Here is a 26,889-nt window from a genome sequence, read left to right as displayed (position 1 = left end):
GCTGGGGCGACGCCCGGATTGAACGTCGTCATCAAGCTTTCAGCCGTTCATGTTGTTCCGCACATCATAGCGGATCGCCTTATTGCAACAGAACCCATTCAACTGCCCTCCACACGGACCGATAACAAACCGCTTCTGGCGCGAATCCGGGCGCACAGCGAACGAACCAAACCGACCCTGAGCGGTCTCTCAGGAAAACGCCCCAAGCGTCCCATGATGGACGAAAACCAGCCTTTGCCTACACGGAACAACTACAACTGCGACAATGACCAACGATCCGCAAGTAATCAATATCGGTCTGCAGGACGCCGTGCGCGTAACTCGAAGTCGATAGCTCCGCTCTTGATAATTCGCGATTGATGCCGACCGTGCGCAGCAGTCCGCATTCGTCGAGATCTTACGAGCTTTTGCGAGATTGCATAAGAACAGACCAGGAATAGACAAATAGGTCTCGGTCAGCGAGTCTGTCCCCGGGCCCTGCCCGGGCGTGTTTACACTGATAGCCGAAAGTTGAGTTCCAGCATGATACAGACGCCATTCTCGCGCGCTATGGCGTCTCGACGATGGCTCGCGTTTCTCTTCACTAGTTCAACACGAAAAACGAAATCGACGAAAACGGCCGCACGCAGCCATCACCCACTGACCGGCTATACCCGACGAGGCAATCATGACACAACGCATCTTGCTGATGAGCAGCTCGCGTAAGGACAATCTTGGCTACCTTGAACACGCTTCCGAACAGATTCACGCGGTCCTACGCCGCGAGAAACGCAAAGTCGCCTTCGTCCCCTACGCGGGCGTAACATTCAGCTTCGATACCTATGAAGGGACCGTCAAGCCTGTTTTCGACAACCTCGGCTACGAACTCGAAGCGATCCACCGCAATCCGGATTCACGCAAAGCTGTCGAGCAGGCCGACGCGATTGCCGTCGGTGGCGGAAATACGTTTGCGCTGCTTAAACGTATGTACGACGCCGGCATCGTCGACGTCATCCGTGAGAAAGTGAAATCGGGCACGCCGTATATCGGATGGAGCGCGGGAAGCAACGTAGCTTGCCCGACTATCCGTACCACGAATGACATGCCCATCGTCCAGCCACCTACGCTGCGCGCGCTCGGACTTGTGCCTTTCCAGATCAATCCGCACTTCATCAGCGGCAAGCCAGCGGGACACAACGGCGAGAGCCGGGAAGAGCGCCTCGCTGAATTCCTCGAGATCAACATGCCCGAGCAGGTTTTCGCACTGCCCGAAGGGTCTGCGTTGCTCTCCGATGGCGTGACCGGCACTGTGCTCGGAGAGCGTGGCGCACTTCACTTCGTCGACACGACGACGACCGTCAGCATCGCATCAAACGAGTCCTTCCCCCTCGCGCAGATCAAGGGACCGGCTGTTGCCGAGGACTGGGCGGACTTCAAGAAGTGAGGATCGCTTCTCAGCAATCCGCCCGCGTGTCCATCGCGTGCGGCCGCCGCCGATGCTGCGACGTTGGGCGGCGCAGGTGCCTTCAAGCATCGCATAATATCAAGTCGCACAACCTCCATCACGCGAGATGCGCCGTGACACTAAGAAGACTCTGTTCATAGGCCGCAAGGGTCACCACTTGGTATTGGCATACTCGGGTGCTCCGATGATTGCCGGCGGTTTTTGGCCGGCCTGATTGGCGGCGATGACACCTGCCGGTGTTCTCACGGCTGAAACCCACTTCCACTTTTCACGACAGTTCAGCGAGTAGCGCTTTGGCCTGTCGCAGGTCAGCGGTCTCGAAGCCCTCCGTGAAAGCGTCATGGATCTCCGCCAACCTCTGCCTGGCTTGGGCGGTCTTGCCTTGACGTTGCCACAGCCGACATACGCTGAGCACCGATTTCAGCTCCAGTGACTTGGCACCTTGGTGGTGCGCTACTGCGACGGCCTTGTGAAAACACGCTTCTGCTTCTTCTTCGAAGTTCCGGGACCCACCGGTTTGGATGCTCGCCCCCTGAAGCATCAGCAACAGCTCGCCCTGGAGCCGATGTAACTCCGCTTTGTAAAAACGTTCGTCTGTCTTGTCGACCATGGCGAACGCCTCGGCCAATCGGCTCAAGCCGGTCTGGATTTGTCCAGCGTTCCCATAGGCTGAGGCCAGGAGGGCCAAAAAGAATGACTGTCCCAACTCAGCGCCCGTAGATCGATAGGCGGCAAGGCCCTGGCGAATCAACTCGATCCCTTCGTCGCTGCTCCCCAACTCGGCCAGCGCCCAGCCCCGAAGGATAGTGCCCCACGCCGAATAGAATGAGAACCCCTGTTCAGTTGAGAGCGCGATGACAGCCGAGGCGCATTCCTGAGTCAACTGCGGTTCACGCCGCAAATGGTGGAGCTCAGCCCCAAAGACCAGGCACTGAGCCAGGCTAAGCGGGTGGGACACGTCTCGGGCCAGGGTTCGCGCCTGCGCGCTTCGTGCGAGAGCCTGATCCGGATAGCCCAGATACCACAGGATCATGGACAATACAATCAGCAGACGGGTCCCCGGATGCCCGTGAAAAACGGCTTGAACACAATCCTGGTCACGGTAGTAGAGAGCGAGCCCCTGCTCCAGGTGGGCACGCGCGATGCCGAATTCACCCTGACGGAACAAGGTTGTTCCCAATGCGCGATGCGCCTCCACCAGGAGCCTCGGATCTTGCGCGCTCTCGGCCTGTTTGAGCAGGCGCTCGCCTAGCTCTTTTGCCGTCTCATACTGGGCGCGTAATTGGTAAAAGACCCGAAGTCCCACCTGCCCTGAGAAGCGCTGAGCTGTTCCGCCAGCCTGTTCGCATAAGTTGAGAGCGCGCGCATAAATCGCTTCCACCTCCGACGCGCCGTAGCCTTTGGTAGCCATCAAGGCCGGTCCAAGCGTTAGCTGCAGTGCAAGTTCCTGCCGGTCCCGTTCGGGAGTATCGGGCAAGCTTTTCAACAATTCCAGCGCTGCGCCGAGGTGACGAACCGCTTCGGGATTGGCGTACCGCTGGAGGGCCTGTTGGCCCGCACAGTACAGGTATTGCATGGCCTTCCGAATGTTGCCACTTGAACTGTAGTGGTGCGCGAGCACGCTGTAATAGTCCTTGATCCGACTGGAATACATCGCCTCGATGGCCTGCGCCGTCCGCTCATGCAGCGCGCTGCGCTGTTCAGTGAGCAGGGAATTGCCCGCGACCTCCTGCGTGAGGGCATGTTTGAACGCATACTCCACCTCTGGGAAAGTCGGCCGCTCGTAAATGAACTCCGCGGCCTGCAGGCAAGCCAAAAGGCGACGCAACTCGATTTCAGGCTGCGCGACCTGACCACTGCATACCGCCTCGATAAGACTCCACGAAAACTCCTTACCGACTACGGCCAGGGTTTGCAGCAACGTCTTCTCCGCGCCGGGCAGCCGATCCATCCGGGACGCGAGCACGCTCTGCACAGTGGTCGGAATGTGCAGCGCGGTCGGTGTCGTGTCGACGACATAATGTCCACGCTCGCCCAGCAGTACCTTCTCCTCGGCCAAGTTCTGGACCACCTCCTCCATGAAAAACGGATTGCCCTCCGTCTTGTCCAGGATGAGCTGCTTGAGGGGAGTCAGTCCGGGATCGTCTCCCAACAGAGAGGTGAGAAGTCCTTGGGCTTCCCGTTCGTCCAGCGGATCGAGCCGCAGCTGCGTGTAGTAGCTTTTCTGACCCCACCCATGCTGATACTCGGGTCGGTAGTTCACGAGGAGGAGCATCCGGGCGCTCGCCAAACGGTCGACGAGAAAGGCGAGGAACGCTTCGGTTTCGCCGTCCAGCCATTGCAGGTCCTCGAAGATGAGCTCAAGTGGCTGGTTGAAACTCTCGCGCACCAAGAGGCGCGTGATTGCTTCGAACGTGCGGCTGCGCCGGATCTGGGCATCCATGTCCGCAAGCGCCGAAGCGGGCTCGCTGATGTCCAGCAGATAGAGCAGGTAGGGCAACAGGTCCGTCAGACTGCGTTCGAGCGAGAGCACCTTGCCCGTAATCTTCTCGCGACACTCGCGCTCATCGTCCCGGGTGGTGATATGAAAATAGTTCTTCAACAGCTCGATGAGCGGCAAATAGGCAAAGGCTTTGCCATGCGAGACCGAGAACGCTTTCAGCACCAGGCAGGCGCGCTGCGAGCGCTGCTCGAACTCATGAAGCAGCCGCGACTTTCCGACGCCCGCCTCGCCCACCACCGCGGCGATCTGGCCGTGCCCCGCCTTGGCCTGATCCAGCACCCGCTGCAATTGTCCTAATTCCGGCTCGCGACCCACGAACCGGGCGAGGCCGCGCCGCGCCGCCACTTGCAGGCGCGTGCGCGACGGCCCCAAGCCGAGCACCTCATAGACCGCGAGCGGCTCGGGAATGCCTTTGACCTGCGTACCCTTCAGGGCCTTGAATTCGAAATATCCCTCGGTGAGTTTGTGCGTGGATTCGCTCACCTCGATGGACGAGGACGCGGCGATCTGCGATGCGATATGAATGGTGTATCCAACCGGGTCGTAGTCCGCACGCAGGTCCTCCTTGCGGATCGAGCGCACTACCACTTCACCCGTATGAACACCCACCCGGATCTGCAGCGGGACGCCTTGCTCCTGACAGATCCGGTCACGGTGGCGCCGCATAGACTCTTGCATGCGCAGCGCCGCATACAGCGCTCGCCGGGGATGGTCTTCATGGGCGATGGGGGCACCGAAGAGAGCCATGATTCCGTCGCCCAACGACTTCGCGACGTAGCCCTCGTAGTGATGCACGGCTTCCATCATCAGCTCGATGACGGGGGTGACCAGGCGGTGCACTTCTTCCGGGTCCAGGTCGCGGACCAACGCCGTCGAGTCGACCACGTCGGCGAACAGCACGGTAATCGTTTTGCGTTCACCGTCGGTCGCGCCGCGCGCTTCGAGGGCCGCCTGCGCGACCACGATGCGTTCGGCCAGGTGGGGCGGGGTGTAATCAATGGGGGGTGGCGAGGGGCCCAGGGGCGCGCCGCATGCGCGGCAGAACAGTGCAGTCGGGCTCAGTTCGTGACCACAATTCGGGCAAAGGCGTGTCAGCCTGGCCCCGCACTGCTCGCAGAAACTGGCACCAACGGCATTCTCAACCCCGCATTTTGCGCAGCGCATACGGCGCGCAACTTCGGATTGCCGCGGAGCGCGGCTTTCTGACGATGGCGCCGGTGAAGAGATTGGATCGGTTGCCACGGCTTCGCGAGGCGCAGCCGGTGTGACGGGCTGGAGTTCGAGCATGTACCCCCGGCGGGGCAAGGTCCGGATCACCTTCTGGCGTTGATCACCCAAGGCCGAGCGGAGTTCGCTGATGCACTGGACCAAGGAGTCGTCGGTCACGATGACGTCACGCCACACCGCCTCGATGAGTTCGTCTCTGGCGAGCAGCCGTCCCGGATGCTGCGCCAGGTAGATCAGCAGCGCGAACGTCTTGGGGCGGAGCGCCACCGCCCGCCCGTCGACACGCAATTCGCCGCGATCGATGTCGACCTCGAATCCCGGATAGCGCAACACGCCACCGGCGCCGCCGCTGCCGATGGCCAGCGTCGCTGCAGGTTTCGGGGAATTTTCGGGATTCATTCAGCCTACCGTCGTGCGAGCCGACGCCTCCCTGCCTACGCTGGTCCGTGCCATCTCCTGATGGAGGATATGATGTCCACGAACTTGCCGCCAGCGCCGAAGGTTTATCCAGGCGAGCTGCTTGCATTGTCGAATTTCATCTTTCGATTTCTGAGAGTGACACAGCAGGCGACGATCGACCGAACCGGACTGATCACCCTGATGACGGCGGCGCTATTCATAATATTTTTCGCCCTTACCTGGCTGCTCTCGACTCCGGTATGCGTGGGCACGGACGTGGGATCTGCGGGAATGACATTTCACCCCCGTTCAGCGCTTCGACATGGTCCCGCCCGCAGCGTGGTCGGTTGGCCATTCAACACCGGCATCCAGGTGACAGCCGCGAATCTATCGCGTGCAAGTCAACAGGTGAGCGCGAATATCACTCGTCCAGGCATTTCCGTCATCCGCGCTCGCTGCATCTATACCAATTCGCCATCGATCAATGGTATTGCAGCCAGTCCCAATGCCGTCGCGGACCTTCGTTTCGGAGCATTTTCGGCGTTTCTTCGGCACATGATCGTGCGACACCATCCCTCCCGGCCTACGCTGGTCTTGCCAACGAGCTCGCGTGCCGCTCAATGGTCTTCGTTACTTCTCGAGCAAATGATCATGAGATTCACGATTCCCCGATGCCTTCGACGAAGGGACATCATGAAGCTGGATAACACGCCCTGTTGGGAGGTCCGATTCAGGTCCGGCGAGTACATCATCGTTGAGGCCGATACAGCGGTCGACGCGTGCAACAGTGATGAGGTGCGCAAGCGGCAGGAATACGACGCGGATCGGTTTGAAGTTGCCGCAGTCCAACTGGACCCTGTTGTCGCGTCTTTACGCGACCCGCACCTCACAGCGGCACTGCTGGGAAAGCAAAACTGGAGATAGTGAGATGAAGGAAGATGCGTTCAGCGCTTTCGAGAGACAAGGTTGGGAAAGGCTTCCCGAAGCGTATCATTCGTACTACGCCGCTTTAACGGATCAATCGATTGATGCGCTGCTTGTCGCGCTCAATCTCCAGCCTGGTGTCGACCTGCTTGATGTCGCGACCGGTCCCGGCTATCTCGCTGCGGCGGCAGCCGCGCGAGGGGCGAATGTTGTCGGTGTCGACTTCGCAACCGCGATGGTCGAGCAGGCTAGGAAACTGTATCCCGCGCTCGCGTTTCGCGTCGGAAACGCAGAAGCCCTGCCGTTCGCCGACGAGAGCTTCGACGCGGTTGGCAGCAATTTCGGATGGCACCATTTCCCGGATCCCGAGCAAGCGCTTTCGGAGGCGTATCGCGTACTGCGTCCGGGCGGAAGAATAGCTTTCACGGTCTGGGCCAGCCAGGGCAAGTGTGCTGGAATCGACATGGTCCTCAAAGCGATTGCGGCGCACGGCAACGCTGACGTTGAACTTCCTGAGGCACCCCCGTTCTTTCGCTTCAGCGACTGGCGTGAATGCGAGCGGGTTTTGCTAGAAGCAGGCTTTGCTGAACCAAGGGTCCGTGACGTCGATCAGACCTGGCATATCCGTGCGCCGGAAACACCCTTTCACGCCCTGATGCGCGGCGGCGTGCGCGTAGCAGCAATCCTCAGGGCGCAAACGCCGGAAGCGTTGGCTTTGATTGAGAAGGCAGTGTCTGAAAGCGCAGCTCAATATCTGGATGACGGAGAGGTTCGGGTACCGATGCCCGCCGTGCTCGCTTCTGCACGCAAGAACTAGGGGGATCTTCGCCGAAACTTTCGGCTGTCGAAGGCTTCGTTGATAGGTTGGCACTACGGCGTTCGCCATGCTGCGGAGATTGCGAGATATCACACTTGTCGTGACCATTGGCGTCCTCGCTTTTTAGTTTAATCAATTTAACGTTCGACATTCACCCACTAAAGGTAATCGAATGGCAAGAATAGCGATCGCCGGCTTCTTGCATGAGACGAATACATTTGCGTCCACGCGGGCCAGGTTCAGAACGTTCGTTGAGCCTGATGCATGGCCTGGCCTACTCGTCGGACGCGAAATGCTCGAAGCGGTAGCAGACGTCAATCTTGCAATCGAAGGATTCATCGACGCCGCACGATCGGCTCACGAACTGGTCCCGCTATTGTGGGCGTCGGCGAATCCGTCCGGCATGGTAACCGAAGACGCATTCGAAGCCATTTCGTTCATGCTCGGCCGGATGATTCGTGACGCAGGGCCGATTGATGGCCTCTTCCTCGATCTCCACGGTTCGATGGTAGCCGAGCACGTGGACGACGGCGAGGGCGAGTTGCTCCGGCGTTTGCGTGAACTCGTCGGCTTAAAGCTTCCGATTGTCGCAGCACTGGATTTTCATGCGAATGTTTCCCCGGCCATGGTCGAACATGCGAGCGGCCTCGTCTCCTGTCGCACCTTCCCTCACGTCGACATGGCGCAAACGGGACGTCGCGCGCTGAGGCTGATGAACTTACTGCTTGCAGGACTTGAACTCGCCAAGGGCTATCGGCAACTCCCTTTCCTGATCCCTGTACCGTGGCAAAGCACCTTGACCGAACCGATGTGCAAACTGTCCACCCTAGGAGCGACGATGGAGTCGGTTGAACTGGTCTCCGCCGATTTCTTGCCGGGCCTTCCGCTCACGGACACCTACGACTGCGGTCCGAGCGTCATTGCTTACGGAACCGATCGAAGAGCGGTCGAAGCCGTCGTCAACCGCCTGTCAGACGCCGTCCTGAAGGAGCGCAGCAGCTTTTGTGGACACCTGTACACGCCGGATGAGGCAGTCGAATTTGCAATGCGGCACGCTGCCCTGCCCGCGGCAGGCGCAGTGATACTTGCTGACACGCAGGATAATCCGGGCGGAGGTGGCAACGGAGATACGACCGACATCCTGCGTGAGTTGATACGACGTGGCGCCAGACGGGTTTGCGCCGGTGTGCTGTGCGACGCCGAATTTGCAAGGTTGGCCATGGAGGCTGGCGTCGGCGCGTTTCTCGATGCACCCCTGGGTGCGGCGGACAGCACTACCGGTGCCCAGCCTTTGCAGGCGCCATTCGAGGTCCTCGCGTTGGGCAGCGGCTCCTTCGCAGGTACGGGTCCGTTTTATCGCGGCTGTCGAATGGACCTCGGGCCGATGACCCGAGTGCGATGCGGGGGCCCCGACGGCATCGAAATCGTGGTGTCCACCCGCAAGCAGCAGGCCGGCGACCGGGCGATGTTTCGGCATGTCGGTGCAGATCCGGCGGAATATCGCATTCTCGTGCTGAAGAGTACCGTGCAATTTCGGGCGGACTTTGCGTCGCTGGCGGACGCAATCCTCGTTGTCACTGCTTCGGGGCCGAACATTGCGGACCTGCGTCAGCTTCACTATAAAAAACTGAGGTCTGGCGTCGAGGTGCTGTAGACGATGGCTTACTGGCGGAATGTATGCTCTCGCCAACGGTGTTCGCGTCGATTACTCAAGAATGCAACTGCACGAAGAACCCCGTGCTGGAGGCATCTATGCTGAACGAGTGGGCCGCTGGCAACGTGTTTGGGAGGTTCGGGCAAGCAACCTTTGAGATATCGCGGAGTCAAGAGGTCAGATCAAAGTACCGATGCTCGGTGCTCACATCGGCCCGAAAAACCTAGACCCTTCGTCCGTAACTTTCGGCTATTCCAATTCCAGGTCCATCGATACACCGCCATAGCGGCATTTGGCATACGGTGACAACTGCGGGATATTGCACCTGTCATGGCCCTCTCCGACGGGAACGGGACGTCTGCAGGCGACACTAAAGCTGTCGTTGACGGTGTCGAATTGAACGTCTGAACCTGGCCCAGACTGTGTCAAAACGCGTGGCTGCTGGAACGACGAGACCTTCTCCCGGAACGGGTTTCGATGGTGAACTGCGGGAAAACAAACATCAAGCTACATGAAACAGATACGTGAAACTACTGCCGCGATTCGACCACCCCCGCCAGGTTCACGCCTGCATTACCTTTACCACCATTTCTGCGCCGAGCAGCTTGATCACCCGCTTCATGTTGTACGCGAGCACGTGCAAGCTCATTTCGGTACTTACCCGCTCAATCGTACTTGTCAGGAAGTGGGTTGCACCTATCCACGCCTTGAGCGTGCCGACGGGATGTTCGACAGTCTCTCTTCGGATCCGCATCATGTCTGGGCTATGGTCAAGTCGAGTCTGCATCTCTTCGAGCACGCCTTCGTGCTCCCAGCGTGCCACCCGGCGTTGAGGGCCCGGCGTGCAGTGCGCCTTTAGCGGGCATTGCTGGCAATTCGAACTCCAATACTTACTGATCTTCAGGCCGCGCTCAACGGTCGAGAATCGCCAGATGAGCCGCTCGCCTGCCGGGCACCGATATTCGTTCATCTTTGCGTTGTAGATGAAATCGTCCTTGCCGAAGCGACCATCGGCCGTTGCGCTCGACGTCACTGTCTTCGGAACGAACACGGTTATTCCAGCCTCATGACATGCGAGTATCTCCTCGCTCTTGAAGTAGCCGCGATCCGCAACCGCGGTGAGCTTGTCGATGCCCATCTCTGTACAGGGGAGTTTCGCCATCGACGTCAACTGATCACGATCAATGCCGTTATTTGTAACGACGTGCGCGACGATCAGATGGTGCTTCGTGTCAACCGCCGTCTGGACGTTGTAGCCAACGACTCCGGTTCCTCGGGTCTTCATCGAACGGGCATCCGGATCGGTGAGCGATATCTGTCCGTCCGGTGCTTCCTTCAGCTTGACCTCGATCTCCTTGAGGCTTCGCATCTGTTCCTTCAAGGCCGCAATCTTGTCTTGCAATCGCTCTGTTCTGGCCCTCGCGATGGCAGGCTCCTGACGATCTGCCGTGTCCATCGCCTCGAGATAGCGGGCGATACTTGACTCGATGTCGCGCATGCGTCGTTCGAGTTTGGCGCTCGTGAAGTTGCGGTCGCGATGGTTCACCGCCTTGAACTTGCTCCCGTCGATTGCCACGAACGCTTCGGTGAAGAGGTCCAGACGTTGGCATAGCACGACGAACTGGCGACAGACGCTGCGGATCGCTTTGCCGTTGTCTTTACGGAACCGCGCAATGGTCTTGAAGTCCGGCGCCAGGCGACTCGTGAGCCACATCAGTTCGACGTTGCGCTGAGCCTCGCGTTCAAGGCGACGGCTGGATTGAATACGGTTCAGATAACCGTAGATGTAGATTTTGAGCATCACCCCCGGATGATACGAAGGCCGACCCGTTAGCGCTGGCTCAACGCCTTCAAACCCGAGCTTGTGAAGATCCAGCTCATCCACAAAAACATCCACCACGCGTACCGGATTGGTGTCTGTCACGTAGTCATCAAGCGCTTCGGGAAGGAGGAAGCTTTGCGTACGGTCTTCGCCTTGAACGAATCGCTTCATCTCGCCTCTCCCCATTCACGTGAGCAATTTTAGCACTCCGAAGTTATGTTTTGACACAGTCTGGGCCGACCACTGCCTCATGCGGTCAGCAGAGCCGCCCCTTAGCTGGCCCCTTAGCTGCCTTTTCGCAAGCCTGAAAACGCGCAGTTGCACGCTTTCCGCTCTTACCGATTGGCGCTGCGGGAACACCGTCTCGTTGAGCTAATCAGCGGCCGGCATGGCTTGCGGCGTCCTACATACCTCATGGAGCAAATTCAGGTCGATAGCACTCGATGTATTTTCGGCTGACGTATCGGGGACTGCCTCAATGTCGGCAAACGAAAAAAGGTGGGTGCACGCCGCTAAATATGACCCTATCACTGATGGATGACTTCCATCGGGTTCATATAGGTCGATTTCAGGCCGGAGTCTGCGAAACTGATCCCACGCCAGGCCGACTGGAATAATTCTGGCCCCGGTCGCTTCAGCCAAACCCCGAAACGCGGTAACGATATTTGCCTGCGACGCCGGATTATTCTTCCGAGCCCAAGTCATGTACAAATATGGCTTCGCACCGGCGACTTGAATCGTATCGACGAATCTTCGCACATGTTCTTGCATGCTTTTCAATGCACGGAGCGGTCGAGTGCTTTGGTCCTGCAACACGACCGCATTCCATTTCTGGGCAGTTAGACGCTTTTGGACTTCGCCTCGGTTCCAATGCGCCGCAAGCGATGCTCCGCCAAATGCGATTACATCTGCCTTCACCTGCATACCGGGAAAGCTTGCCTCAAGGAGGCTGGCAAGCATCGTTGGCATATCGTTTCTCGTTGTATAGCTATTGCCAACAAAGAGGACTCGAAACTCGCTGCTCATGGTGATGGGATATAACGACTTGTCCGCCGATCGATGCGATGACTGCAACGACATACCAATGCTCCTCTACCTCGTCCCTCATGGTACCCCGATCGAACGACGGTCGACTGTGCGACGTCGAACCAGATCCCCTAGGTTGGCAAGAAGCAGGTCCGGCGGTCCCCGCGACCGTCCGGTTTTGGCGGCGAGTCTTGCCACCTCATTGCAGGGCTAGAAGTTGACGGATTCAAAGTGCCCCATGCCGGAAGCAGATTCCTGCGACTTCAGCCGTTTCCCATGCGTGTAACCAACGCGAGCAAGCGAGCATTCATTTCCTTGGCCGGCAAGTGCGCGAGCCAACCGTGACCAGGAAGCAGCCATTCGAAACGATACGCGGCCAGCCTGCCGAGCGATTCGGTAAGCTCGGTCCAAGAGTACCAGCACGCGTCCCTGAACGCGACGAGGTCCTGCTCGCGTGGGCTCCAGGCAATTGAATCACCCGAAAAGAGCACACGATCGTCGAGCAGGTAGACGACGCTACCCCGAGTGTGCCCGGGCGTCGAGATTGCGCGCACGCCGGCCGCGATGCTCGGTGCTGATCCGCCGTCGAGCAGATCCGTAGCATATGGGGCAGCCGGCTTGTCCTCGCGGTGGATCCAGACACGCGCTCCGAACCGGCGCGCGTATTTGTCTGCGTCTGCGACGTCGTCACGATGCGACAGAAGGATGTGCGCAATTCCACCCGAAGCGTCAAACCAATTCACCAGTTCTGCCGCATACCGCGGTGAGTCGATTAGCAGATTGCCGTCTGGCCGCGCGGCAAAATAAGAATGTGCGCCAAACGACGACCGGGCGTTGAATCCGCAGCGCCACACGCCCGATGTGATCTGCTGCGGAAAGATCGCGACGTTCGGGCGAGGCTGCTTCGTTTCGCTACGTACCGATGCCGTAGGACATACCAACACCGCACGCCAAACAGCAAGCTGTTCTTCTGACGTGACGGGCTGCCGAACGAAGACACTTCTGTCGTTTCGCTCGGCAATCAGCCCAGGCGCGACGTGACGCGATGCACCGCAATTGATGCACGCTGTGTCGATGTACCACTCCCCTGGCACGGAGTCGGTATTGCGTGGTGGCTTCATTCGATGCTCCGGTCCTGACAACGCATGGCAACCTCACAGTTCCCATGATAGATCCAGCCATCCGTTCGTTCGCGGTCGCCTCCTTTGTTCCGACGTCTATCATGTATCAAGCCCTCTTTGTTTGGCAGCTCGGCCGACATGATAGACAGGAGAAGCATCGATGATCGAATCGGCAGATGTGATCGTCATTGGCTCCGGCGGGCTAGGAGCTGCGACAGCCTTCCACGTGGCAAAGAGAGGCGCTCTCCGGGTCGCGCTGGTCGAGCGGCTCGAAATCGGCTCCCAGACATCGCCGCGAGCGGCTGGCATGGTGAGTTGTTTGCGCAAAAGCGACTTGATGATCGACCTGATCAAGCTGGCTGCTGACAGCATCAGGCAATTCTCTGAGGAGACCGGTCAGCCGCTGGATTGGGTGCACTCGGGCAGCCTCAAAGTAGCGCGGCGGCCGGTGGATGCGGAGGTCATTCAGGAAGACATCCTGCGCGGCCGGCGCCACGGCCTGGACGTGGAGGAACTCTCGGTCGACGCGGCCCGCCGGCTCAACCCGTTTCTTCAAACAACGGGAGTCGCCGCGGTGATGCGCATCAGCGACGACATGTATTTCAATCCCGCACAACTGGCCGTGGGCTTCGCTCGTGCAGCGCAGGCAAACGGGGCAGTGCTACTGCCGCACACTGCGGTGACGCGCGTCCTGATCGAGGACGGCGCCGTGGCCGGGGTCGACACCACGCGCGGCCGCATACGAGCCCCAGTCGTCGTCGATGCAGCCGGCGCCTGGACGCGGCAAGTGGCCGAGGCCAGCGGAATTCGAGTTCCTCTTGTTACTACAGCGCAGCAATTGTTCCTCACTGAACCAGTGCCGGACGCCCGAGCCGAATTGCCGATGGTCCGAATCATGGATGCTGCGGTGTATATGAGACCTTGTGACGGAGCATTTCTCTGGGGAGTCTACGAGGAACATCCTGGGTTCTTCGACATGCATGGCTTTGACGCCAACTTCGACGTCAAGGACCTGTCGCTCGATGCCGAGATTCTCTGGCACTACGCTCGGGACGTCGAGGCCCAGCTTCCGATCCTTTTGAAGGCAGGGATCCGGGAGCATCGTGGCGGGCTGCCAACGATGACGGCAGATGGCCAGCACATCGTCGGCCCCGCGCCCGCCATTCGAGGGTTTTACTTCGCGAGCGGCTGCAATGTCGCGGGAATCTCCATCGCCCCGGCACTGGGGCAGATGCTCGCGGCGTGGATCGTCGACGGTGCACCCTCCATCGATCTAACGCCTCTATCGATTGACAGATTTGGAACTGGCCCATGGCCGGACGACGAGTTGATCAGGCAGGCCGCGTGGCAATACCGTCATTTCTACGGTGCAAGATAACTGAAGCGCCGACTCATTTGTCAATGATCGTCTCGAACGATAGCTTTCGTTTGTGTTTGCGCTGATGGACCGTCATAGCCGACGAGGCAATGGTCATTTTTGATGAATCGAATGGCCGTTCTCTGGGGCGAAGCCGATGTCTGAACGTCCGTGCGACGGTAGGGGAGATTGACGGTTCATGGCCGGTTGTACCCGCTCAGCTGTGACACCAGAAAGCTGCCGGTGCGAAACAGCATTAGCGGCCAATCTTCTTGTGAGGTCATGGCTTAGCGCGTGCAATCGGGAGCAAATCGGTCATTCGTAAATCTCCGAAGGACCGCTTTTTACGCCGCGCATAAGGCTTAGGATTGCTCTTGCCGCGGGAGCGATTTTTGCAATGCCGGAATATCGTCGGGCGCAACTTACGCCGTAAATATCTGTTCGCGCTTTGTCGATGACTTCGAGGTTCCGGCGGAAAGCGAAACGCCGGGCAGTTCGACTGACGGAGCGATGTTGCTGATTTGTTCTGCTCCGACGAGGAGACGGCAATGATGGCGAAGGTTTTGGGCCTGCGGTTGCGCCGGCAGTTGTGTTAGCGATCGTCCTCGCCGGATGCGGAGGTGGTGGCGATTCGGCCGGTACGGATCCCGGTGCTTTGGGAACATCGGCAAAGGCGTTAGCCGCCCCCGCGAGCGCCGCCGCGAACTCTTCCAGAATCATAAAACTTCAGCGCTACCAGATCGACCCGACGAAGGTTTTCATCGCCGGTATCTCGTCAGGCGGTTTCGCGGCAGTGCAGATGCATGTTGCCCACTCTTCGACCTTCAAGGGGGCCGCTGTTTAAGCTGGCGGGGTGTATTGGTGTGCCGGCGCCGGAGGAGCCGCGACAGCTTTGGCAAACTGCGGCGGCTTGACGCTTCCGTCGAATCAGGCGTCGTACAACAGCACGCTGACGGCCTCCGAGGCGTCCCTGGACGCGCAATCGTCACTCGGCACCATCGACCCGGCGACGAATCTTCGTGGACAGCCGGTCTACCTCTGGTCCGGCACGCAAGACGAGGTCGTCAACCCGCTTGAAATGGTCGGCCTCAACTCGGAATACCGGCATTTTGGGGCCAATGTTCATTTCGATAATGCGTATCCCGCCGAGCACGGCTGGGAATCGCCTGACGGCGAACTTGCATGCGGCACGCTTGGGAGCCCCTACATGGTGCGCTGCTCGACAAATGGCGCAGTCTACGATTCAGTAGAAACGTGGCTGACAATGTTCCTCGGCCCATTGAAACCGCGCAACAATGGAAAGCTGTCGGGCACGTTATCCTCATTCGATCAGACGGAGTTTGGGGCGTCCCCCAACCACCTTTCGATGAGCTCGACAGGACGTTTTTGTTCCCAAAGCCTGCACGCAAGGGGACAGGTGCGGATTCCTGCTCGCGCTCCACGGCTGTCTGCAGGAGGCATCACTTATCGGAAACCGCTGGGTTACCGAGGCCGGCATCAACGAATGGGCCGACACGAACAAACTGGTGGTCGTGTATCCCGACACGATCGCGTCGTCTGCGCCGGGGCCGACCAACCCGAATGCATGCTTCGACTGGTGGGGTTACTCCAATAAATACGACCCGAACTACGCCCTCAAGGACGGCTTGCAGATGTCGGTGCTCTACGCGATGGTGCAGCGCGTGACTGGCCGACCGTAGGATCGTCGTGACACGGTCTGAGCCGGGCGCCGATCGCCGCCGGCAGTGTGAGGCCATCGAGGGCCGATCACTGCCTGGACCGGCGGCACGCGACCCGCTTCCGAATAGATCCCGTCATCACCTGTACGGCAGCTGTCGCCTTCAAAAGAGACGACCGCTCGAGGGCGCCCGGATCCACACTGAAGATTAGCAAATCAGGCGGATGTGAAGAGCAATGCGCTCGGCAAGAATTGACCCGCCAGCAAAGCTGGAGATGATCGGGGGTGTTCGCCGTCACCTGCAACGCCGGCAAAAGGAGCCCCACGTGATCCACGGCCTTTTCAAGGAAAAACGCCTTCGGTACGCCGCGTGATCAGCTACGCACTATTTGATGCGCTCGTCAGTATGTGCGCATGAGCGATGGTTTGCGGGCGGCATCTTGATTTGTCGTTGCTCGCGACCGATCCTCGGTTCGACACAGTTAGCATCACGAAGCAAAAAATACATGTCGGCCTGCGCCTACTCCGACCTGACTGGAACAGCCGCAGACCGCGAACTCAACCTGCCAGGATGCTCGAGCCTCGGCAACCAGGCGAACGCGATGGCCATCAGCGCCGATCCGGCGACAAGCATCGGCACGACCATAGGCCATGCGCCAAGCCTGTAATGCGGATCGACAAAGGCCGACGCGGTCTGTCCCGTGCAGAAAGCGGCGCACATCATGATGAAGCCGGACCACGACACCGCACGACCCGCGAGGTGCGGCAGGCCGCCCACTGCGCCCGCCTGCCCGCAGGGCTGGTGGATGCCATGTCCCAGGCAATACACCCCGTGACCCAGCAGCAGCGGCCACGCGCTACCGGGCAGCAGCCAGGAGCCAAGCCCCTGGATGACCGCCCCCGAAAGGCTTAGCACGGCCCCCTGGCGCACCGTCCGCAACACGCCGTGACGATACAGCAGACGCCGGCAACCCATCGTGCTCAGCATGTAAACGAGCGAGCCGCCAGCGGGTATCCAGCCATATAGCTCGGGCGACAGGCCGATGTACCCGATATAGACCATCGGCGAAAGCAACAGAAAGCAGAACATGCCGCTGTAGGTGACGGCAGCCAGCAGCGCCCACGCGCGGAATTCGGGACTATCGAAGACCTCGCGAACGCCGCCGGCTGGCGTCCGCACCGCGTCCGTGCGCTGAACGGTTTCCTCGAAGCCGCGCCAGCACGCCACGCACAGCACGAGCGCGTACAGGCACATGACCGCGAGCACCCAGCGCCAGCCGACGTGCTGCGCAATATAGGCGCCGACGATCGGCGCGGTCAGTGCCGTCGCGCCCAGCCCCGTGAGTCCGCGCGCCATCACGTGCGGCCCTTCGCTGGCGGGATACAGGTCTCGCACGGCAGCACGCGCGCACACGAGAATGGCCGCCATCGCCAGCCCCTGGAACGCGCGCGCCGCCGTCAGCATCGACGCACTCGGGGCGAGCGCACCTGCCAGCGCAGCGAGGGCGTATCCCGCGAGGCCCGCGAGCAGCGTCGGCCGACGCCCATAGCGGTCGGCCAGGCTGCCCATCGGCAACTGCCCCATGCCGAACGCGAGCGCGAACACCGTGAGGCTGGTGCTGGCTGAACCGAGTGCCGTCGCGATCGCGGGCAGCGCGGGCAGATAACTGTCGGTCGCGACTGGCTGCGCAGCCAGCAGGAACGGGAGAAGCAATGCAAAACTCAGCGGGCCGCGGCGGCTCATGCAGACATGTCCTGAAGCAGATCCTTCACGCGGCCAACCATCGCGACGATTTCGCCAAAGCCGCGGCCGCCATACGAAGCATTCATCGAAAACCCGGTATCAAGGTGACTCAGTACGCGATGGTCGCGGTGCGGCGCAGTTCTTCAGCCGTCGCGCTGCCGAAACCGAAGAACTCCAGATAGGCCGGAATCATTTCGAACAGCATGTCGGTGCCCACCTGCACTTCGCAGCCCTTCTCGCGCGCTGCACGCAGGAATGGCGTGTACTCCGACTTCATCACGACCTCGCCGACAAAGCAGCCTGGCGCAATGCGCGCGACATCGAAGGGCAACGGATCATCGGCCTTCATACCGAGCGGTGTCGCATTCACCACGACCTCGAAGCCATCGGGATCGTGCGAGCCGGTGCCGACCTTCAGTGCCGGATAGTGCTCGCGCAACCGCCGCGCGAGTCCATCGGCGGATTCGGGGCGCGTATCGTACAGCGCCAGTTCGCCGACGCCCGCCGCCGCCAGTGACGCGGCAATCGCCGAACCGACACCGCCCGACCCCGACACCAGCACGCGCGCGCCCTCCAGCCGCCGGCCCTTGCGCAACACACCGCGCACGAAGCCCGCGCCGTCGAACTGGTCGCCCAGCAGCGTTCCGTCGGGACGTTTGAGCACCGCGTTGCATGCGCCGGCGATGTGCACGGCGGCTGTCACTTCATCGACGAGTCCAACCGTTGTCACCTTGTGCGGCATGGTGATGAGCGCGCCGCGCAGATTCGTGAAGCGGAAGATCGACGCGAAGCTCTGCTCGTAGTCCCCGGCTTTGACGCCCATCGGCACGACCACGGCGTCGATGCCTTTCTGCTCGAACCAGGGGTTGTAGATCATCGGCGACTTGAAGCTCTCAGTCGGGTACCCGACGTGCGCAATGAGGGTCGTCTTTCCGGAAATCATGGCTGGTATCTGCTCTCTGAGAGGACGGTCAGGCACGCGCAGTGAAGGCCATTGCCCGCAGGCGGTCGTACTCGTCCTTGTCCACGGCATGCGCGTCGGGCTGGCCCAGTTCGTTCATATGCACTCGATACGTCTCGCGGGCGCTGAACGCGGCCAGCGCGGCAATGACCGTGATGCCGAACGCGAGCGCGCCCACCGTGAACCAGACGTTGGTCGCTCCCGGCGGCGCGACGGCCGTGAAGAGCGCCGGCAGCATTGCAGTGATCGCCGTGCCAATGTTCTGCGCGATCGACATCGCCGAAACACGCGTGCGGGTCGGGAACAGTTCGGGATAGAAGCTCGGGAACACGGCGTTGTAACCCTGGTAGACCACGCCCCACATCAGCAGCGACATCACGAAGGCGAACGGCACGTTACGGATGCTGATCGCGTACAGGTAAGCGAAGGCGAGCAGGCCCGACAGCAGCGAGCCGATGATGATCGGCGGCTTACGGCCGATCCTGTCGGAGAGGTTGCCGACATACGGAATCACCACCACCGCAACGATGTTGCCCACGACTGGGATCCAGAGATAGACGTCCTTGGCGAAGCCGATACCGTATGCGGGCTGCACGGCGTAAGCTGCGCCGAAGATGGTCGCCACCACCGGAATCACGTTCATCAGCGCCATGCACACGACCCGCAGCATGTTCGGCGTGCTGGATTTGAACGCATCGATCACCGGCGAGCGAGGGCGCGCCTGACGTTGCCCTTCTTCGGTGAAAGCAGGCGTCTCGTCGACCTTGCGGCGGATGATCCAGCCCGCGATGATGACCACGAAGCTCAGCAGGAACGGAATGCGCCAGCCCCACACGTTGAACTGCTCGGCGGGCATGTAGTGCGCGAGCGGCAGGAACACGGCCGCCGCCAGGATCTGCCCCGCCTGCACGCCTTGCAGCGTGAAGCTGGAGAAGAAGCCGCGCCGGCCGAACGGCGCATGCTCCAGGATCATGGAGCTGGCGCCGGAAATCTCGCCGGCCACGGCAAAGCCCTGAAGCAGGCGCAGGAGCACCAGCAGCACGGGCGCGAGCAGGCCGACCTGATCGTAGGTCGGCAGCAGGCCCACCCCGATCGTCGAAAATCCCATGAGGAACATGCACCACAGCAACACGTTCTTGCGTCCATGCGTATCGCCGAGGTGCCCCAGTACGAAGGCGCCAATCGGCCGCGCGACATAACCCACACCGTAGGTCGCCAGCGACGCGACGATGGCGGTCGTCGCGTTGCCCTTCGGGAAAAAGATCTGCGGAAAGATCAGCGCGGACGCGGTGGCGTAGATGAAGAAGTCGTAGTATTCGAGCGCCGAGCCGATCCAGCCGCTCGCTGCGGCTTTCTTCGACTGATGCCTGCCTTGAGGCTCGTGGTCCGTGCCTGCCTTCATGGATGTCTCCGGATCATGTGTGAGGGCGACTGACCGATGTCGCCTGATGGATCGCAGAGTAGTCCCGTCCAACGACGCGACACAAGGGCGGCGGGCGAGCGCGCGTTCGATCATTGCGCATGCGCGCGCGATTATCGAACGTTCCAGGGGTTTCTCCGGGCGCCAGCAACGTCGGCGTCGCGGTGGGGACGTCTCGTGGTCAGAGATGAGACGAGTCGGGCCCGCGCACAGGTCTCCAGTGCGGGCTGTGGCCGTTATGCGCGCCTTTTTGTCGATGCTTTCGATTAATCGGACAAACGACCTGCCGCCGATTCGAATTCACTCGCGACGGCGAAATGGCACGACGCGAGTCAAAGCGCGCGAAAGTCATCTACGGCTGTCACGAGATGCTTACCCACGGGGTCGTGGCATTACCTTTCCGCAATGTCCGCCGAGTGTGTCTCGCGATTTCCCGACTGTGCGCTGGGAAGTGACCCGCGCCCGCTCACCTGTCTTCGTGTGCCAGGGGGTAATGGCGTCGAACTGCCGTGGCTTTTCATGAGGTCGACTGAACCCGCCACGCTCAGCGAGAACTGCCGAACAACTGCATCACCACACCACGCAGCCACCGGTTTCCCGCTTCGTGGTGATACCGCGCATGCCAGTGCTGCCGCACGGCAAAACCTTCCACCGGAACGGGGCACGCATGGACAGCGAGATCATTCGCGTGCGCCAGCGTTTCGCCGATGTGACGCGGCAACGTGGCAATCAGGTCCGTCGTCTGGATGATCGTCCCCAGTCCCAGGAAACCAGGCAATTCCAGCACGACATCACGTTCGATGCGCTCGCGCGCAAGCGCCTGTTCGAGAAGCCGCGCGCCCGTACCCGATTCGACAACAACATGTCCTTCCGAGCGATATTGCTTTGCCCCAAGGCGCGCGCACACCCTTGGATGATGGCGATTGGTCAGGCACACCCAATCCTGCTGATAAAGCTGCTGCTGGTAGATGCCGCCGCCTAGCCAGGGCACATAGCCGATCGCGAGATCAGCCTCACCGGACTCCAAAGCGCGCTCGGTATTGCCGTCGATTCCCGCCGCCTTCAGCCGGACGCCCGGCGCCCGCGCACGGACATGTGCGAGCAGCCTCGGCAGCAATGTGATGTGGCTCGCGTCGGTCATGCAGATGCGAAAGCGCCGCTGCGCAGTCGCGGGATCGAACGCAATCTCCCACGCGACGAAACGACGTAGGGATTCGAGAATTTCCCGGCAAGGCCCGATCAGCGTGTCGGCCTGAGGCGTCGGCGCCATGCCGCCGGGGGTACGGACGAACAGCGGGTCCTGCAAATACTCGCGCAAACGCCCAAGCCAGATGCTGATCGTCGGCTGACTCTGCCCGAGCTGCTCCGCGACGCGAGTCACGCTGCGAGTGTCATAGAGAAGATCGAAGAGCTGGAGCAGCTTCAGGTCGGGCAGTTCGGTCGGCAGCATGGTGGTGGGTCACGCATTATTGTCTTTAGCAATGATGTCATTGTAGTCATTGCATTGTCAGCATGAGCGGCAACTTCTATCGTGCATCCACACGTCAACGTTGTATGGGGCCGGCGTAATCGCTGAAGCGATAACGCTGGCCGACAGGAGATGCCGATGAAGATTGCTATTCTGGGTGCCGGTGCGCTGGGCTGCGCGATTGGCGCCGCGCTCACGGAAGGCGGCCATGAGACCTGGCTGCTGGACCGCTCGCCGACACACGTCGAAGCGATGCGCCGCGACGGCCTGCAAGTCGACGATGCCGCCGGTTCCCGGCGCGTCAAGGTGCGCGCCGCAACCCGGGCCACCGAAGTCGGCGCGGCGGAGCTCGTCGTCGTGCTGGTCAAGTCGTTCCACACCGACGCGGCCATGCGCGGCGCGCTCGCTCTGGTCGGGCCCGAAACGCTGGTGCTGTCGCTGCAGAATGGCCTCGGGCACGAAGACGTGCTCGCCGATGTCGTCAGCCGCGAGCGCGTGCTGGCAGGCAAGACCTATGTCGGCGGCGTGCTGCGCGGGCCCGGCCATATCGAGTCCGGCGTAGAGGGCAAAGCCACCTACATCGGCGAACTCGACGGCCGTATTACGTCGCGCGTGCAGGCCATCGCCGATGCATTCAACACAGCGGGGCTGCTCACCACGGTCAGCGACAACATCGTCGGCACGATGTGGGACAAGCTGCTCATCAACGTCGCCACGGGCGGGCTGACGGGGATCACGAGCCTCACTTACGGACAGCTCTACGACGAGCCGCTTTTGAAGGCAACTGCACTGGCCGCCGTATCCGAGGCGATGGCGGCAGCGAAGGCCGCGGGTGTCACGCTGTCGATGACGGACCCCGAGCAGGCCTGGACGCTCGCCGCCGAAGGATTGCCCTCCGCGTTCAAGACGTCGATGCTGCAAAGCCTCGAAAAAGGCTCGGTCACGGAGATCGATTTCATCAACGGCTCGGTCGTGCGCTGGGGACAGCGGCTCGGCGTGCCGACTCCCGTCAACGCGACACTCGTCGCCTGTATCAAGGGCATCGAACGCGCGATGAGCGACCGTCAACGCATGGAGGCCAGGGCATGAACGGGACCAAAGCCTATCTGGAGCACGTGGCCATCTGGGTGAAGGACATCCAGTGGCACATCCGCTTTTTCGAAGACGTCCTCGGCATGACGATGCGCGAGGTCGACGACACGCCCGAAACGCCGCGGCAGTGCTGGACGCTCGGCGGTCTGCAGTTCATCCATGCCCCGCACCATGACGGCCCCGAAGGCCGGCTCGCCCATCTTGGCGTGATGTGCGAAGACCTGGAAGCCGCGCTCAACGCGGCAAAAGCGTACGGAGTCAGCGAAATGCCGCAGGGACACAACTGGCTGCGCCTGCCGGATGGCCTTGCCGTCGAACTGATTCAGGCAAAACCCGCGTCGTGTGTCGCACAGGCGCTGAAGATTAACCCACGCGCGGAGGCATGAGCATGATGATTGTCGAAAAATACTGGGACGATGCGGCGGAAGGCGACGAGTGCATCAGCCCGCATTACACCGTGACGAAGGACCGCATCCTCGCGTACGCCGATCTCACCGGCGACCATACGCCCGTGCACGTCGACGAAGCGTACGCCAACGCGAGCCACTTCGGCAGCATCGTCGCGCACGGACTGTTCGGTCTGTCGATCGCCGATGGCCTGAAGACGCAAAGCGACTATCGCTTTCTGCCGGGTATGTCGCTCGGCTGGACGTGGGACTTTCTGCTGCCGATCAAGGTCAACGACGTGCTGCACGTGAAATTCCGCGTCGGCGCGATGCGGGCGAGCAAGAGCCGTCCTGGCTGGGGCATCGTCGTGTTGCCTTCGGAACTCGTCAATCAGGATGGGCAGGTGGTTCAACGCGGCGAGCATCGCCTGATGGTGCCGCGCCGGCCGGGAGCGTTCTGATGCAAGCCCGTCCTCTTGAAGGCATTCGCGTCGTCGATTACAGCCACTTTCTTGCCGGTCCTTATGTCGGCCGATGCCTCGCGGCACTGGGCGCCGAAGTCATCAAGGTCGAACGTCCCGGCAGCGGCGACGCCGGACGCCAGCATGCCACCGTGCTGGATGACCAGCAAAGCGGATACTTCCTGCAACTCAACATGGGCAAGCGCGGCGTCAGCGTCGACATGAAAGAGCCGCGCGGCAAGGAGTTCATGCGCCGCCTGTGCGATTCGGCGGATGTGTTTGTCGAAAACTACCGGCCGGGCGCGCTGAAGAAGCTGGGCCTCGGCTACGCGGAGTTGTCGGGGCGTAATCCGGGACTTGTCTACTGTTCGATCTCCGCTTACGGGCATACGGGACCGGACGCGCATCGCGCCGGCTTTGGGCTGATCGCCGAGGCGAAGAGCGGCATCATGCAGATGGTCGGCACGCCCGGCGAGCCGCCGCCGCTGTTGCGTATCTCACTGGGTGACATGTACACGGGCATTCACGCGGTGGCGGCGATCAACGCTGCGCTGCTCGGGCGCATGAAGAGCGGCCGCGGCCAGCATATCGACATGGCGCTGTACGACACGCTCGTCTCGATGCATGAATATGGGGTGCAGTGCTACACGCTGCGCGGCGTTCTGCCGGAGCAGACGGGACACGACATGCCCACGTCGACGCTCTATGGTGTCTTCCGCGCCGCCGACGGCGACCTGGTGATCGCCGCTCAGGTCGACGAGGCCTGGAAGCGCTTCGCCGCTCTGATCGAATCACATGGCGGACCGGCAGGATTTGGTTCGGATACGCGATTCCACGACAGCGTGGGCCGCAACATGCATCGCACGGAGATTCTGTCCGTCGTTCAGCCGTGGGTTGCGGCGCGCCCCGTCACGCAGATTCTGAACCTGCTGGATGGCAGCGACGTGCCGTGCGCAAAAGTTCAGCGCATCGACGAAGTGCTGGCCGATCCGCAGATCCAGGCACGCGGGATGGTGGTCGAGCAGCAGCATCCGCGCTATGGGACGCTGCGCCTGCCCAATCTGCCGTTCCGCTTCTCCGGATGCGACACGACGATTCGCGAAGTCGCGCCCGATCTCGGTCAGCACAATGCAGACGTCGCGCAATCGCTCGGCTTCTCTGCCGCAGAGATCGACGCGATGCAAACAGAAGGCGTTCTCTATTCCAGACGAGTTCCAAGTAAGTCAAAGCGAGACCTACATGACTGATCAGTATGCAGTGGTCGGCAACCCGATCGGACACACGAAGTCTCCGCTGATTCATGGCCTTTTCGCCGAAGCGACGAAACAGGACATGACCTATACCGCAATCGTCGGCCCGCTCGAACCAGTAGGGGCGTTTGCCGAAGTCGTACGCGCGTTCGGCGTGTCGGGCGGCAAAGGGATGAATGTCACCGCACCCTTCAAGCTCGAAGCCTTCGCGATGGCCGATGAGCGCAGCGAACGGGCATCGCTGGCGGGCGCGGCCAACGCATTGAAATTCGAAGACGGTCGTATCGTCGCCGAGAACTTCGACGGGATCGGACTCGTACGCGATATCGAGGTGAACCTGGGCGTGCCGCTCGAAGGCCAACGCGTGCTGATGCTCGGCGCGGGCGGCGCGGCCCGTGGCGCGCTGCTGCCGTTTCTCGCGGCGCGTCCCGCCGAATTCGTCATCGCCAACCGGGACATCGCCAAAGCCGACGCGCTGATCGCAGACGCGAGAGCGCGTGGCTCAGTGCGCGCCTGCGCTTATGGCGACCTCGATACGATGGGACGCTTTGAGTTGGTGGTCAACGCGACCTCCGCAAGTCTCACCGGCGACCTGCCTCCCGTGCCGCCGACTGTCTTCAGTCCCGAAGGCACGGCCTATGAACTCGCCTACGGCAAGCGTCTCACCCCATTCCTGCGGCTCGCACGCAATGCCGGTGTGCGCGGCATCGCGGACGGCGTGGGCATGCTGGTCGAGCAGGCAGCGGAAGCGTTCGCATGGTGGCGCGGCGTGCGTCCCCAGACGCGCGCCGTGATTGACAGGCTTACCGTGCCGCTGGATTGAACCTACTACGGACACGCATATGAAGAAGGTCCTGATGCTTCATGGCATCAATCACAACATGTTCGGTAAGCGCGACCCCGTGCAATACGGGACGATCACGCTGGACGAGATCGATGGGCAATTGCAGTCGCTAGGCCAAGAACTCGGCGTGCTGGTGGAATCGTTCCAGACAAATAGCGAAGCGGCGATGTGCGAGCGCATCCATCATGCGTTCGAGGAGCATCAGGACGCGGTGCTGATCAACGCCGGTGCGTGGACGCACTATAGCTACGGGATCCGCGATGCGCTGGCCATCCTCACATGTCCTGTCGTCGAAGTGCACATGTCGAACATTCATGCGCGGGAGCCGTTCCGGCATGATTCGGTGTTCGCCGAGATCGTCAAAGGGCAGATTTGCGGGTTCGGCGTTCAGAGTTATGTCCTCGCGCTGCGAGCGGCGGCCTCGGAAATCGTCCAGGTGTAAAACTGCATGCCGGAGCCGATAAAGGGATATTTCTGTATTTGGCGGTGAAAACTCGAATGGCGGGTCTTGTGCGTGGACGGGCCAGGTGGCTGTCCATTCGCGCATGCGCCCGAATGACCGAAAGTGGCCCGAATCCGGTCAAACGTGCGTTGAGTTCGCGCGATTGCCCGTGATCGAAGCAGATTGGGCCATTCGACCAAGACTATTATTTCTTTTGTGCGGACCTTGCTTTGCGCGCGTGCGTTCCCGTGTCCGTGAACAGATCGACCACCACACCGCGCAGCCACCGATTGGCTTCGTCCTGGTGGGCTCGCGCGTGCCAGAGCAGATGGATCGGCGCGGCGGGCAGCGTCAATGGCAAACCGCGCAGGGTGAGCGAGAACGGGATGGCCAGTTGCAGGGCAAGTCGCTCCGGTACCGTAGCAATCAGATCAGTGCGTTGCAGGATGAAGCCCACGCTCATGAAGTGCGGCACCGTCAGTCGCACCTGACGCCGTACACCGCGCCGCTTCAGCCATTCGTCCACCTGACCGTGGCCGGTGCCGGTCGACACGACTACCAGGTGCTCGGCCTCGCGCCAGGCAGCAAGCGTGAGCAGCGCATCCTCGAGCGGATGGCCGTGCCTGAACAGACAGACATAGCGCTGATCGAACAGGCGACGCTGATAGAAGCCACCTTTGAGTTGCGGCAGCAAGCCGATGGCCAGATCCACGCGGCCGTCGGCCATCTCGTTGCTCAGATTGACGCTTGAGTTGCGGACTGTATTGAGTGCGACGCCCGGCGCTTCTCGCGACAGCCGTTCAAGCAGCGCAGGCAGGAACACCACTTCGCCGATATCGGTCATGCCGA

General features: G+C 61.0%; 22 protein-coding genes. 13 read left to right on the top strand and 9 right to left on the bottom strand.

All coding sequences use genetic code 11. From position 1 onward, the window contains the following. A partial coding sequence (locus tag BN2476_RS47800) for a hypothetical protein (protein ID WP_218274588.1) occupies positions 1 to 360 on the top strand: 360 nt, incomplete at its 5' end. A gap of 307 nt (positions 361 to 667) precedes the next feature. After that, positions 668 to 1,423, top strand: coding sequence for a dipeptidase PepE (gene pepE, locus BN2476_RS39380; RefSeq protein WP_087739583.1), 756 nt, complete (start codon positions 668 to 670; stop codon positions 1,421 to 1,423). Positions 1,424 to 1,712: 289 nt separating this feature from the next. Here the strand turns inward: pepE and BN2476_RS39375 are convergent, their stop codons facing one another. After that, positions 1,713 to 5,573: an AAA family ATPase gene (locus tag BN2476_RS39375; protein WP_087739582.1), complete on the bottom strand. Its 3,861-nt coding sequence runs from the start codon at positions 5,571 to 5,573 to the stop codon at positions 1,713 to 1,715. A gap of 72 nt (positions 5,574 to 5,645) precedes the next feature. Between BN2476_RS39375 and BN2476_RS39370 the strand changes: the two genes are divergently transcribed. The 3 genes from BN2476_RS39370 (at position 5,646) to BN2476_RS39360 (ending at position 8,968) form a co-directional block, all read left to right on the top strand. After that, a complete protein-coding gene (locus BN2476_RS39370; protein WP_143811152.1) occupies positions 5,646 to 6,497 on the top strand; it encodes a hypothetical protein in 852 nt (283 codons plus the stop codon). Positions 6,498 to 6,501: 4 nt separating this feature from the next. Beyond that, positions 6,502 to 7,314 (top strand): class I SAM-dependent methyltransferase, encoded by an 813-nt coding sequence (locus tag BN2476_RS39365; RefSeq protein ID WP_087739580.1) that lies wholly within the window; start codon positions 6,502 to 6,504, stop codon positions 7,312 to 7,314. A 172-nt stretch (positions 7,315 to 7,486) separates the two neighbouring features. After that, the gene (locus BN2476_RS39360; RefSeq protein ID WP_087739579.1) at positions 7,487 to 8,968 is read left to right on the top strand and encodes a M81 family metallopeptidase; all 1,482 of its coding nucleotides are present in this window, start codon (positions 7,487 to 7,489) and stop codon (positions 8,966 to 8,968) included. 562 nt (positions 8,969 to 9,530) lie between these two features. Here BN2476_RS39360 and BN2476_RS39355 read toward each other — a convergent pair. From BN2476_RS39355 to BN2476_RS39345, 3 genes are all read right to left on the bottom strand, one after another. Further along, positions 9,531 to 10,961: an IS1182 family transposase gene (locus BN2476_RS39355; protein WP_087739587.1), complete on the bottom strand. Its 1,431-nt coding sequence runs from the start codon at positions 10,959 to 10,961 to the stop codon at positions 9,531 to 9,533. Positions 10,962 to 11,162: 201 nt separating this feature from the next. Then, positions 11,163 to 11,870, bottom strand: a complete 708-nt coding sequence (locus BN2476_RS39350; RefSeq protein ID WP_143811151.1) for an SGNH/GDSL hydrolase family protein — start codon at positions 11,868 to 11,870, stop codon at positions 11,163 to 11,165. Positions 11,871 to 12,079: 209 nt separating this feature from the next. Next, a complete protein-coding gene (locus BN2476_RS39345; protein ID WP_087739577.1) occupies positions 12,080 to 12,937 on the bottom strand; it encodes an MBL fold metallo-hydrolase in 858 nt (285 codons plus the stop codon). Between the two features lie 160 nt (positions 12,938 to 13,097). On the opposite strand from BN2476_RS39345, the gene BN2476_RS39340 reads away from it, so the two are divergent. Further along, entirely contained in the window at positions 13,098 to 14,315 is a 1,218-nt protein-coding gene (locus tag BN2476_RS39340) for an NAD(P)/FAD-dependent oxidoreductase (RefSeq protein ID WP_087739576.1), read from the top strand. A 1,505-nt stretch (positions 14,316 to 15,820) separates the two neighbouring features. Further along, positions 15,821 to 15,994, top strand: a complete 174-nt coding sequence (locus tag BN2476_RS48810; protein WP_235851158.1) for a hypothetical protein — start codon at positions 15,821 to 15,823, stop codon at positions 15,992 to 15,994. Positions 15,995 to 16,492: 498 nt separating this feature from the next. Here BN2476_RS48810 and BN2476_RS39325 read toward each other — a convergent pair whose 3' ends face one another. The 4 genes from BN2476_RS39325 to BN2476_RS39310 all read right to left on the bottom strand — a co-directional run bounded on the left by BN2476_RS39325 (position 16,493) and on the right by BN2476_RS39310 (position 21,547). Further along, complete coding sequence (locus tag BN2476_RS39325) at positions 16,493 to 17,716, bottom strand: MFS transporter (protein WP_087739575.1); 1,224 nt, start codon at positions 17,714 to 17,716, stop codon at positions 16,493 to 16,495. A 109-nt stretch (positions 17,717 to 17,825) separates the two neighbouring features. Next, on the bottom strand, positions 17,826 to 18,659 hold the full coding sequence (locus BN2476_RS39320; protein WP_087739574.1) for a shikimate dehydrogenase family protein: 834 nt from the start codon (positions 18,657 to 18,659) through the stop codon (positions 17,826 to 17,828). 28 nt (positions 18,660 to 18,687) lie between these two features. Continuing rightward, positions 18,688 to 20,079 carry an MFS transporter gene (locus BN2476_RS39315; protein ID WP_087739573.1) on the bottom strand — a complete coding sequence of 464 codons (1,392 nt, stop codon included), beginning with the start codon at positions 20,077 to 20,079 and terminating at the stop codon, positions 18,688 to 18,690. A gap of 562 nt (positions 20,080 to 20,641) precedes the next feature. After that, positions 20,642 to 21,547, bottom strand: coding sequence for a LysR family transcriptional regulator (locus tag BN2476_RS39310; RefSeq protein WP_087739572.1), 906 nt, complete (start codon positions 21,545 to 21,547; stop codon positions 20,642 to 20,644). Between the two features lie 156 nt (positions 21,548 to 21,703). Between BN2476_RS39310 and BN2476_RS39305 the strand changes: the two genes are divergently transcribed. The 6 genes from BN2476_RS39305 to aroQ are packed head-to-tail and all read left to right on the top strand — an operon-like array spanning position 21,704 to position 26,040. Beyond that, positions 21,704 to 22,654: a ketopantoate reductase family protein gene (locus tag BN2476_RS39305; protein WP_087739585.1), complete on the top strand. Its 951-nt coding sequence runs from the start codon at positions 21,704 to 21,706 to the stop codon at positions 22,652 to 22,654. Then, on the top strand, positions 22,651 to 23,043 hold the full coding sequence (locus tag BN2476_RS39300; RefSeq protein WP_087739571.1) for a VOC family protein: 393 nt from the start codon (positions 22,651 to 22,653) through the stop codon (positions 23,041 to 23,043). The genes BN2476_RS39305 and BN2476_RS39300 overlap by 4 nt, the downstream gene beginning before the upstream one ends. Positions 23,044 to 23,045: 2 nt before the next feature. Further along, complete coding sequence (locus BN2476_RS39295; protein WP_087739586.1) at positions 23,046 to 23,504, top strand: MaoC family dehydratase; 459 nt, start codon at positions 23,046 to 23,048, stop codon at positions 23,502 to 23,504. After that, positions 23,504 to 24,751, top strand: coding sequence for a CaiB/BaiF CoA transferase family protein (locus BN2476_RS39290; RefSeq protein WP_087739570.1), 1,248 nt, complete (start codon positions 23,504 to 23,506; stop codon positions 24,749 to 24,751). Before BN2476_RS39295 ends, BN2476_RS39290 begins: the two co-directional genes overlap by 1 nt. Then, positions 24,744 to 25,577, top strand: a complete 834-nt coding sequence (gene aroE, locus BN2476_RS39285; RefSeq protein ID WP_087739569.1) for a shikimate dehydrogenase — start codon at positions 24,744 to 24,746, stop codon at positions 25,575 to 25,577. Before BN2476_RS39290 ends, aroE begins: the two co-directional genes overlap by 8 nt. Before the next feature lie 19 nt (positions 25,578 to 25,596). After that, positions 25,597 to 26,040, top strand: coding sequence for a type II 3-dehydroquinate dehydratase (gene aroQ, locus BN2476_RS39280; RefSeq protein ID WP_087739568.1), 444 nt, complete (start codon positions 25,597 to 25,599; stop codon positions 26,038 to 26,040). Positions 26,041 to 26,245: 205 nt separating this feature from the next. Here aroQ and BN2476_RS39275 read toward each other — a convergent pair. Then, the coding region (locus BN2476_RS39275) for a LysR substrate-binding domain-containing protein (RefSeq protein WP_235851157.1) at positions 26,246 to 26,889 on the bottom strand (644 nt) is incomplete at its 5' end.

Source organism: Paraburkholderia piptadeniae, from assembly GCF_900007165.1.
Lineage (GTDB): Bacteria > Pseudomonadota > Gammaproteobacteria > Burkholderiales > Burkholderiaceae > Paraburkholderia > Paraburkholderia piptadeniae.
The sequence above is the reverse complement of the archived record's forward strand: the minus strand, read 5'-3'. Positions and strand labels throughout refer to the sequence as shown.

What these genes read in the sequence shown, in the direction of transcription:
- pepE (WP_087739583.1), top strand. Translation starts at nt 668, where the DNA reads ATGACACAACGCATCTTGCTGATGAGCAGCTCGCGTAAGGACAATCTT.
- BN2476_RS39375 (WP_087739582.1), bottom strand. Translation starts at nt 5,573, where the DNA reads ATGAATCCCGAAAATTCCCCGAAACCTGCAGCGACGCTGGCCATCGGC.
- BN2476_RS39370 (WP_143811152.1), top strand. Translation starts at nt 5,646, where the DNA reads ATGTCCACGAACTTGCCGCCAGCGCCGAAGGTTTATCCAGGCGAGCTG.
- BN2476_RS39365 (WP_087739580.1), top strand. Translation starts at nt 6,502, where the DNA reads ATGAAGGAAGATGCGTTCAGCGCTTTCGAGAGACAAGGTTGGGAAAGG.
- BN2476_RS39360 (WP_087739579.1), top strand. Translation starts at nt 7,487, where the DNA reads ATGGCAAGAATAGCGATCGCCGGCTTCTTGCATGAGACGAATACATTT.
- BN2476_RS39355 (WP_087739587.1), bottom strand. Translation starts at nt 10,961, where the DNA reads ATGAAGCGATTCGTTCAAGGCGAAGACCGTACGCAAAGCTTCCTCCTT.
- BN2476_RS39350 (WP_143811151.1), bottom strand. Translation starts at nt 11,870, where the DNA reads ATGTCGTTGCAGTCATCGCATCGATCGGCGGACAAGTCGTTATATCCC.
- BN2476_RS39345 (WP_087739577.1), bottom strand. Translation starts at nt 12,937, where the DNA reads ATGAAGCCACCACGCAATACCGACTCCGTGCCAGGGGAGTGGTACATC.
- BN2476_RS39340 (WP_087739576.1), top strand. Translation starts at nt 13,098, where the DNA reads ATGATCGAATCGGCAGATGTGATCGTCATTGGCTCCGGCGGGCTAGGA.
- BN2476_RS39325 (WP_087739575.1), bottom strand. Translation starts at nt 17,716, where the DNA reads ATGAGCCGCCGCGGCCCGCTGAGTTTTGCATTGCTTCTCCCGTTCCTG.
- BN2476_RS39320 (WP_087739574.1), bottom strand. Translation starts at nt 18,659, where the DNA reads ATGATTTCCGGAAAGACGACCCTCATTGCGCACGTCGGGTACCCGACT.
- BN2476_RS39315 (WP_087739573.1), bottom strand. Translation starts at nt 20,079, where the DNA reads ATGAAGGCAGGCACGGACCACGAGCCTCAAGGCAGGCATCAGTCGAAG.
- BN2476_RS39310 (WP_087739572.1), bottom strand. Translation starts at nt 21,547, where the DNA reads ATGCTGCCGACCGAACTGCCCGACCTGAAGCTGCTCCAGCTCTTCGAT.
- BN2476_RS39305 (WP_087739585.1), top strand. Translation starts at nt 21,704, where the DNA reads ATGAAGATTGCTATTCTGGGTGCCGGTGCGCTGGGCTGCGCGATTGGC.
- BN2476_RS39300 (WP_087739571.1), top strand. Translation starts at nt 22,651, where the DNA reads ATGAACGGGACCAAAGCCTATCTGGAGCACGTGGCCATCTGGGTGAAG.
- BN2476_RS39295 (WP_087739586.1), top strand. Translation starts at nt 23,046, where the DNA reads ATGATGATTGTCGAAAAATACTGGGACGATGCGGCGGAAGGCGACGAG.
- BN2476_RS39290 (WP_087739570.1), top strand. Translation starts at nt 23,504, where the DNA reads ATGCAAGCCCGTCCTCTTGAAGGCATTCGCGTCGTCGATTACAGCCAC.
- aroE (WP_087739569.1), top strand. Translation starts at nt 24,744, where the DNA reads ATGACTGATCAGTATGCAGTGGTCGGCAACCCGATCGGACACACGAAG.
- aroQ (WP_087739568.1), top strand. Translation starts at nt 25,597, where the DNA reads ATGAAGAAGGTCCTGATGCTTCATGGCATCAATCACAACATGTTCGGT.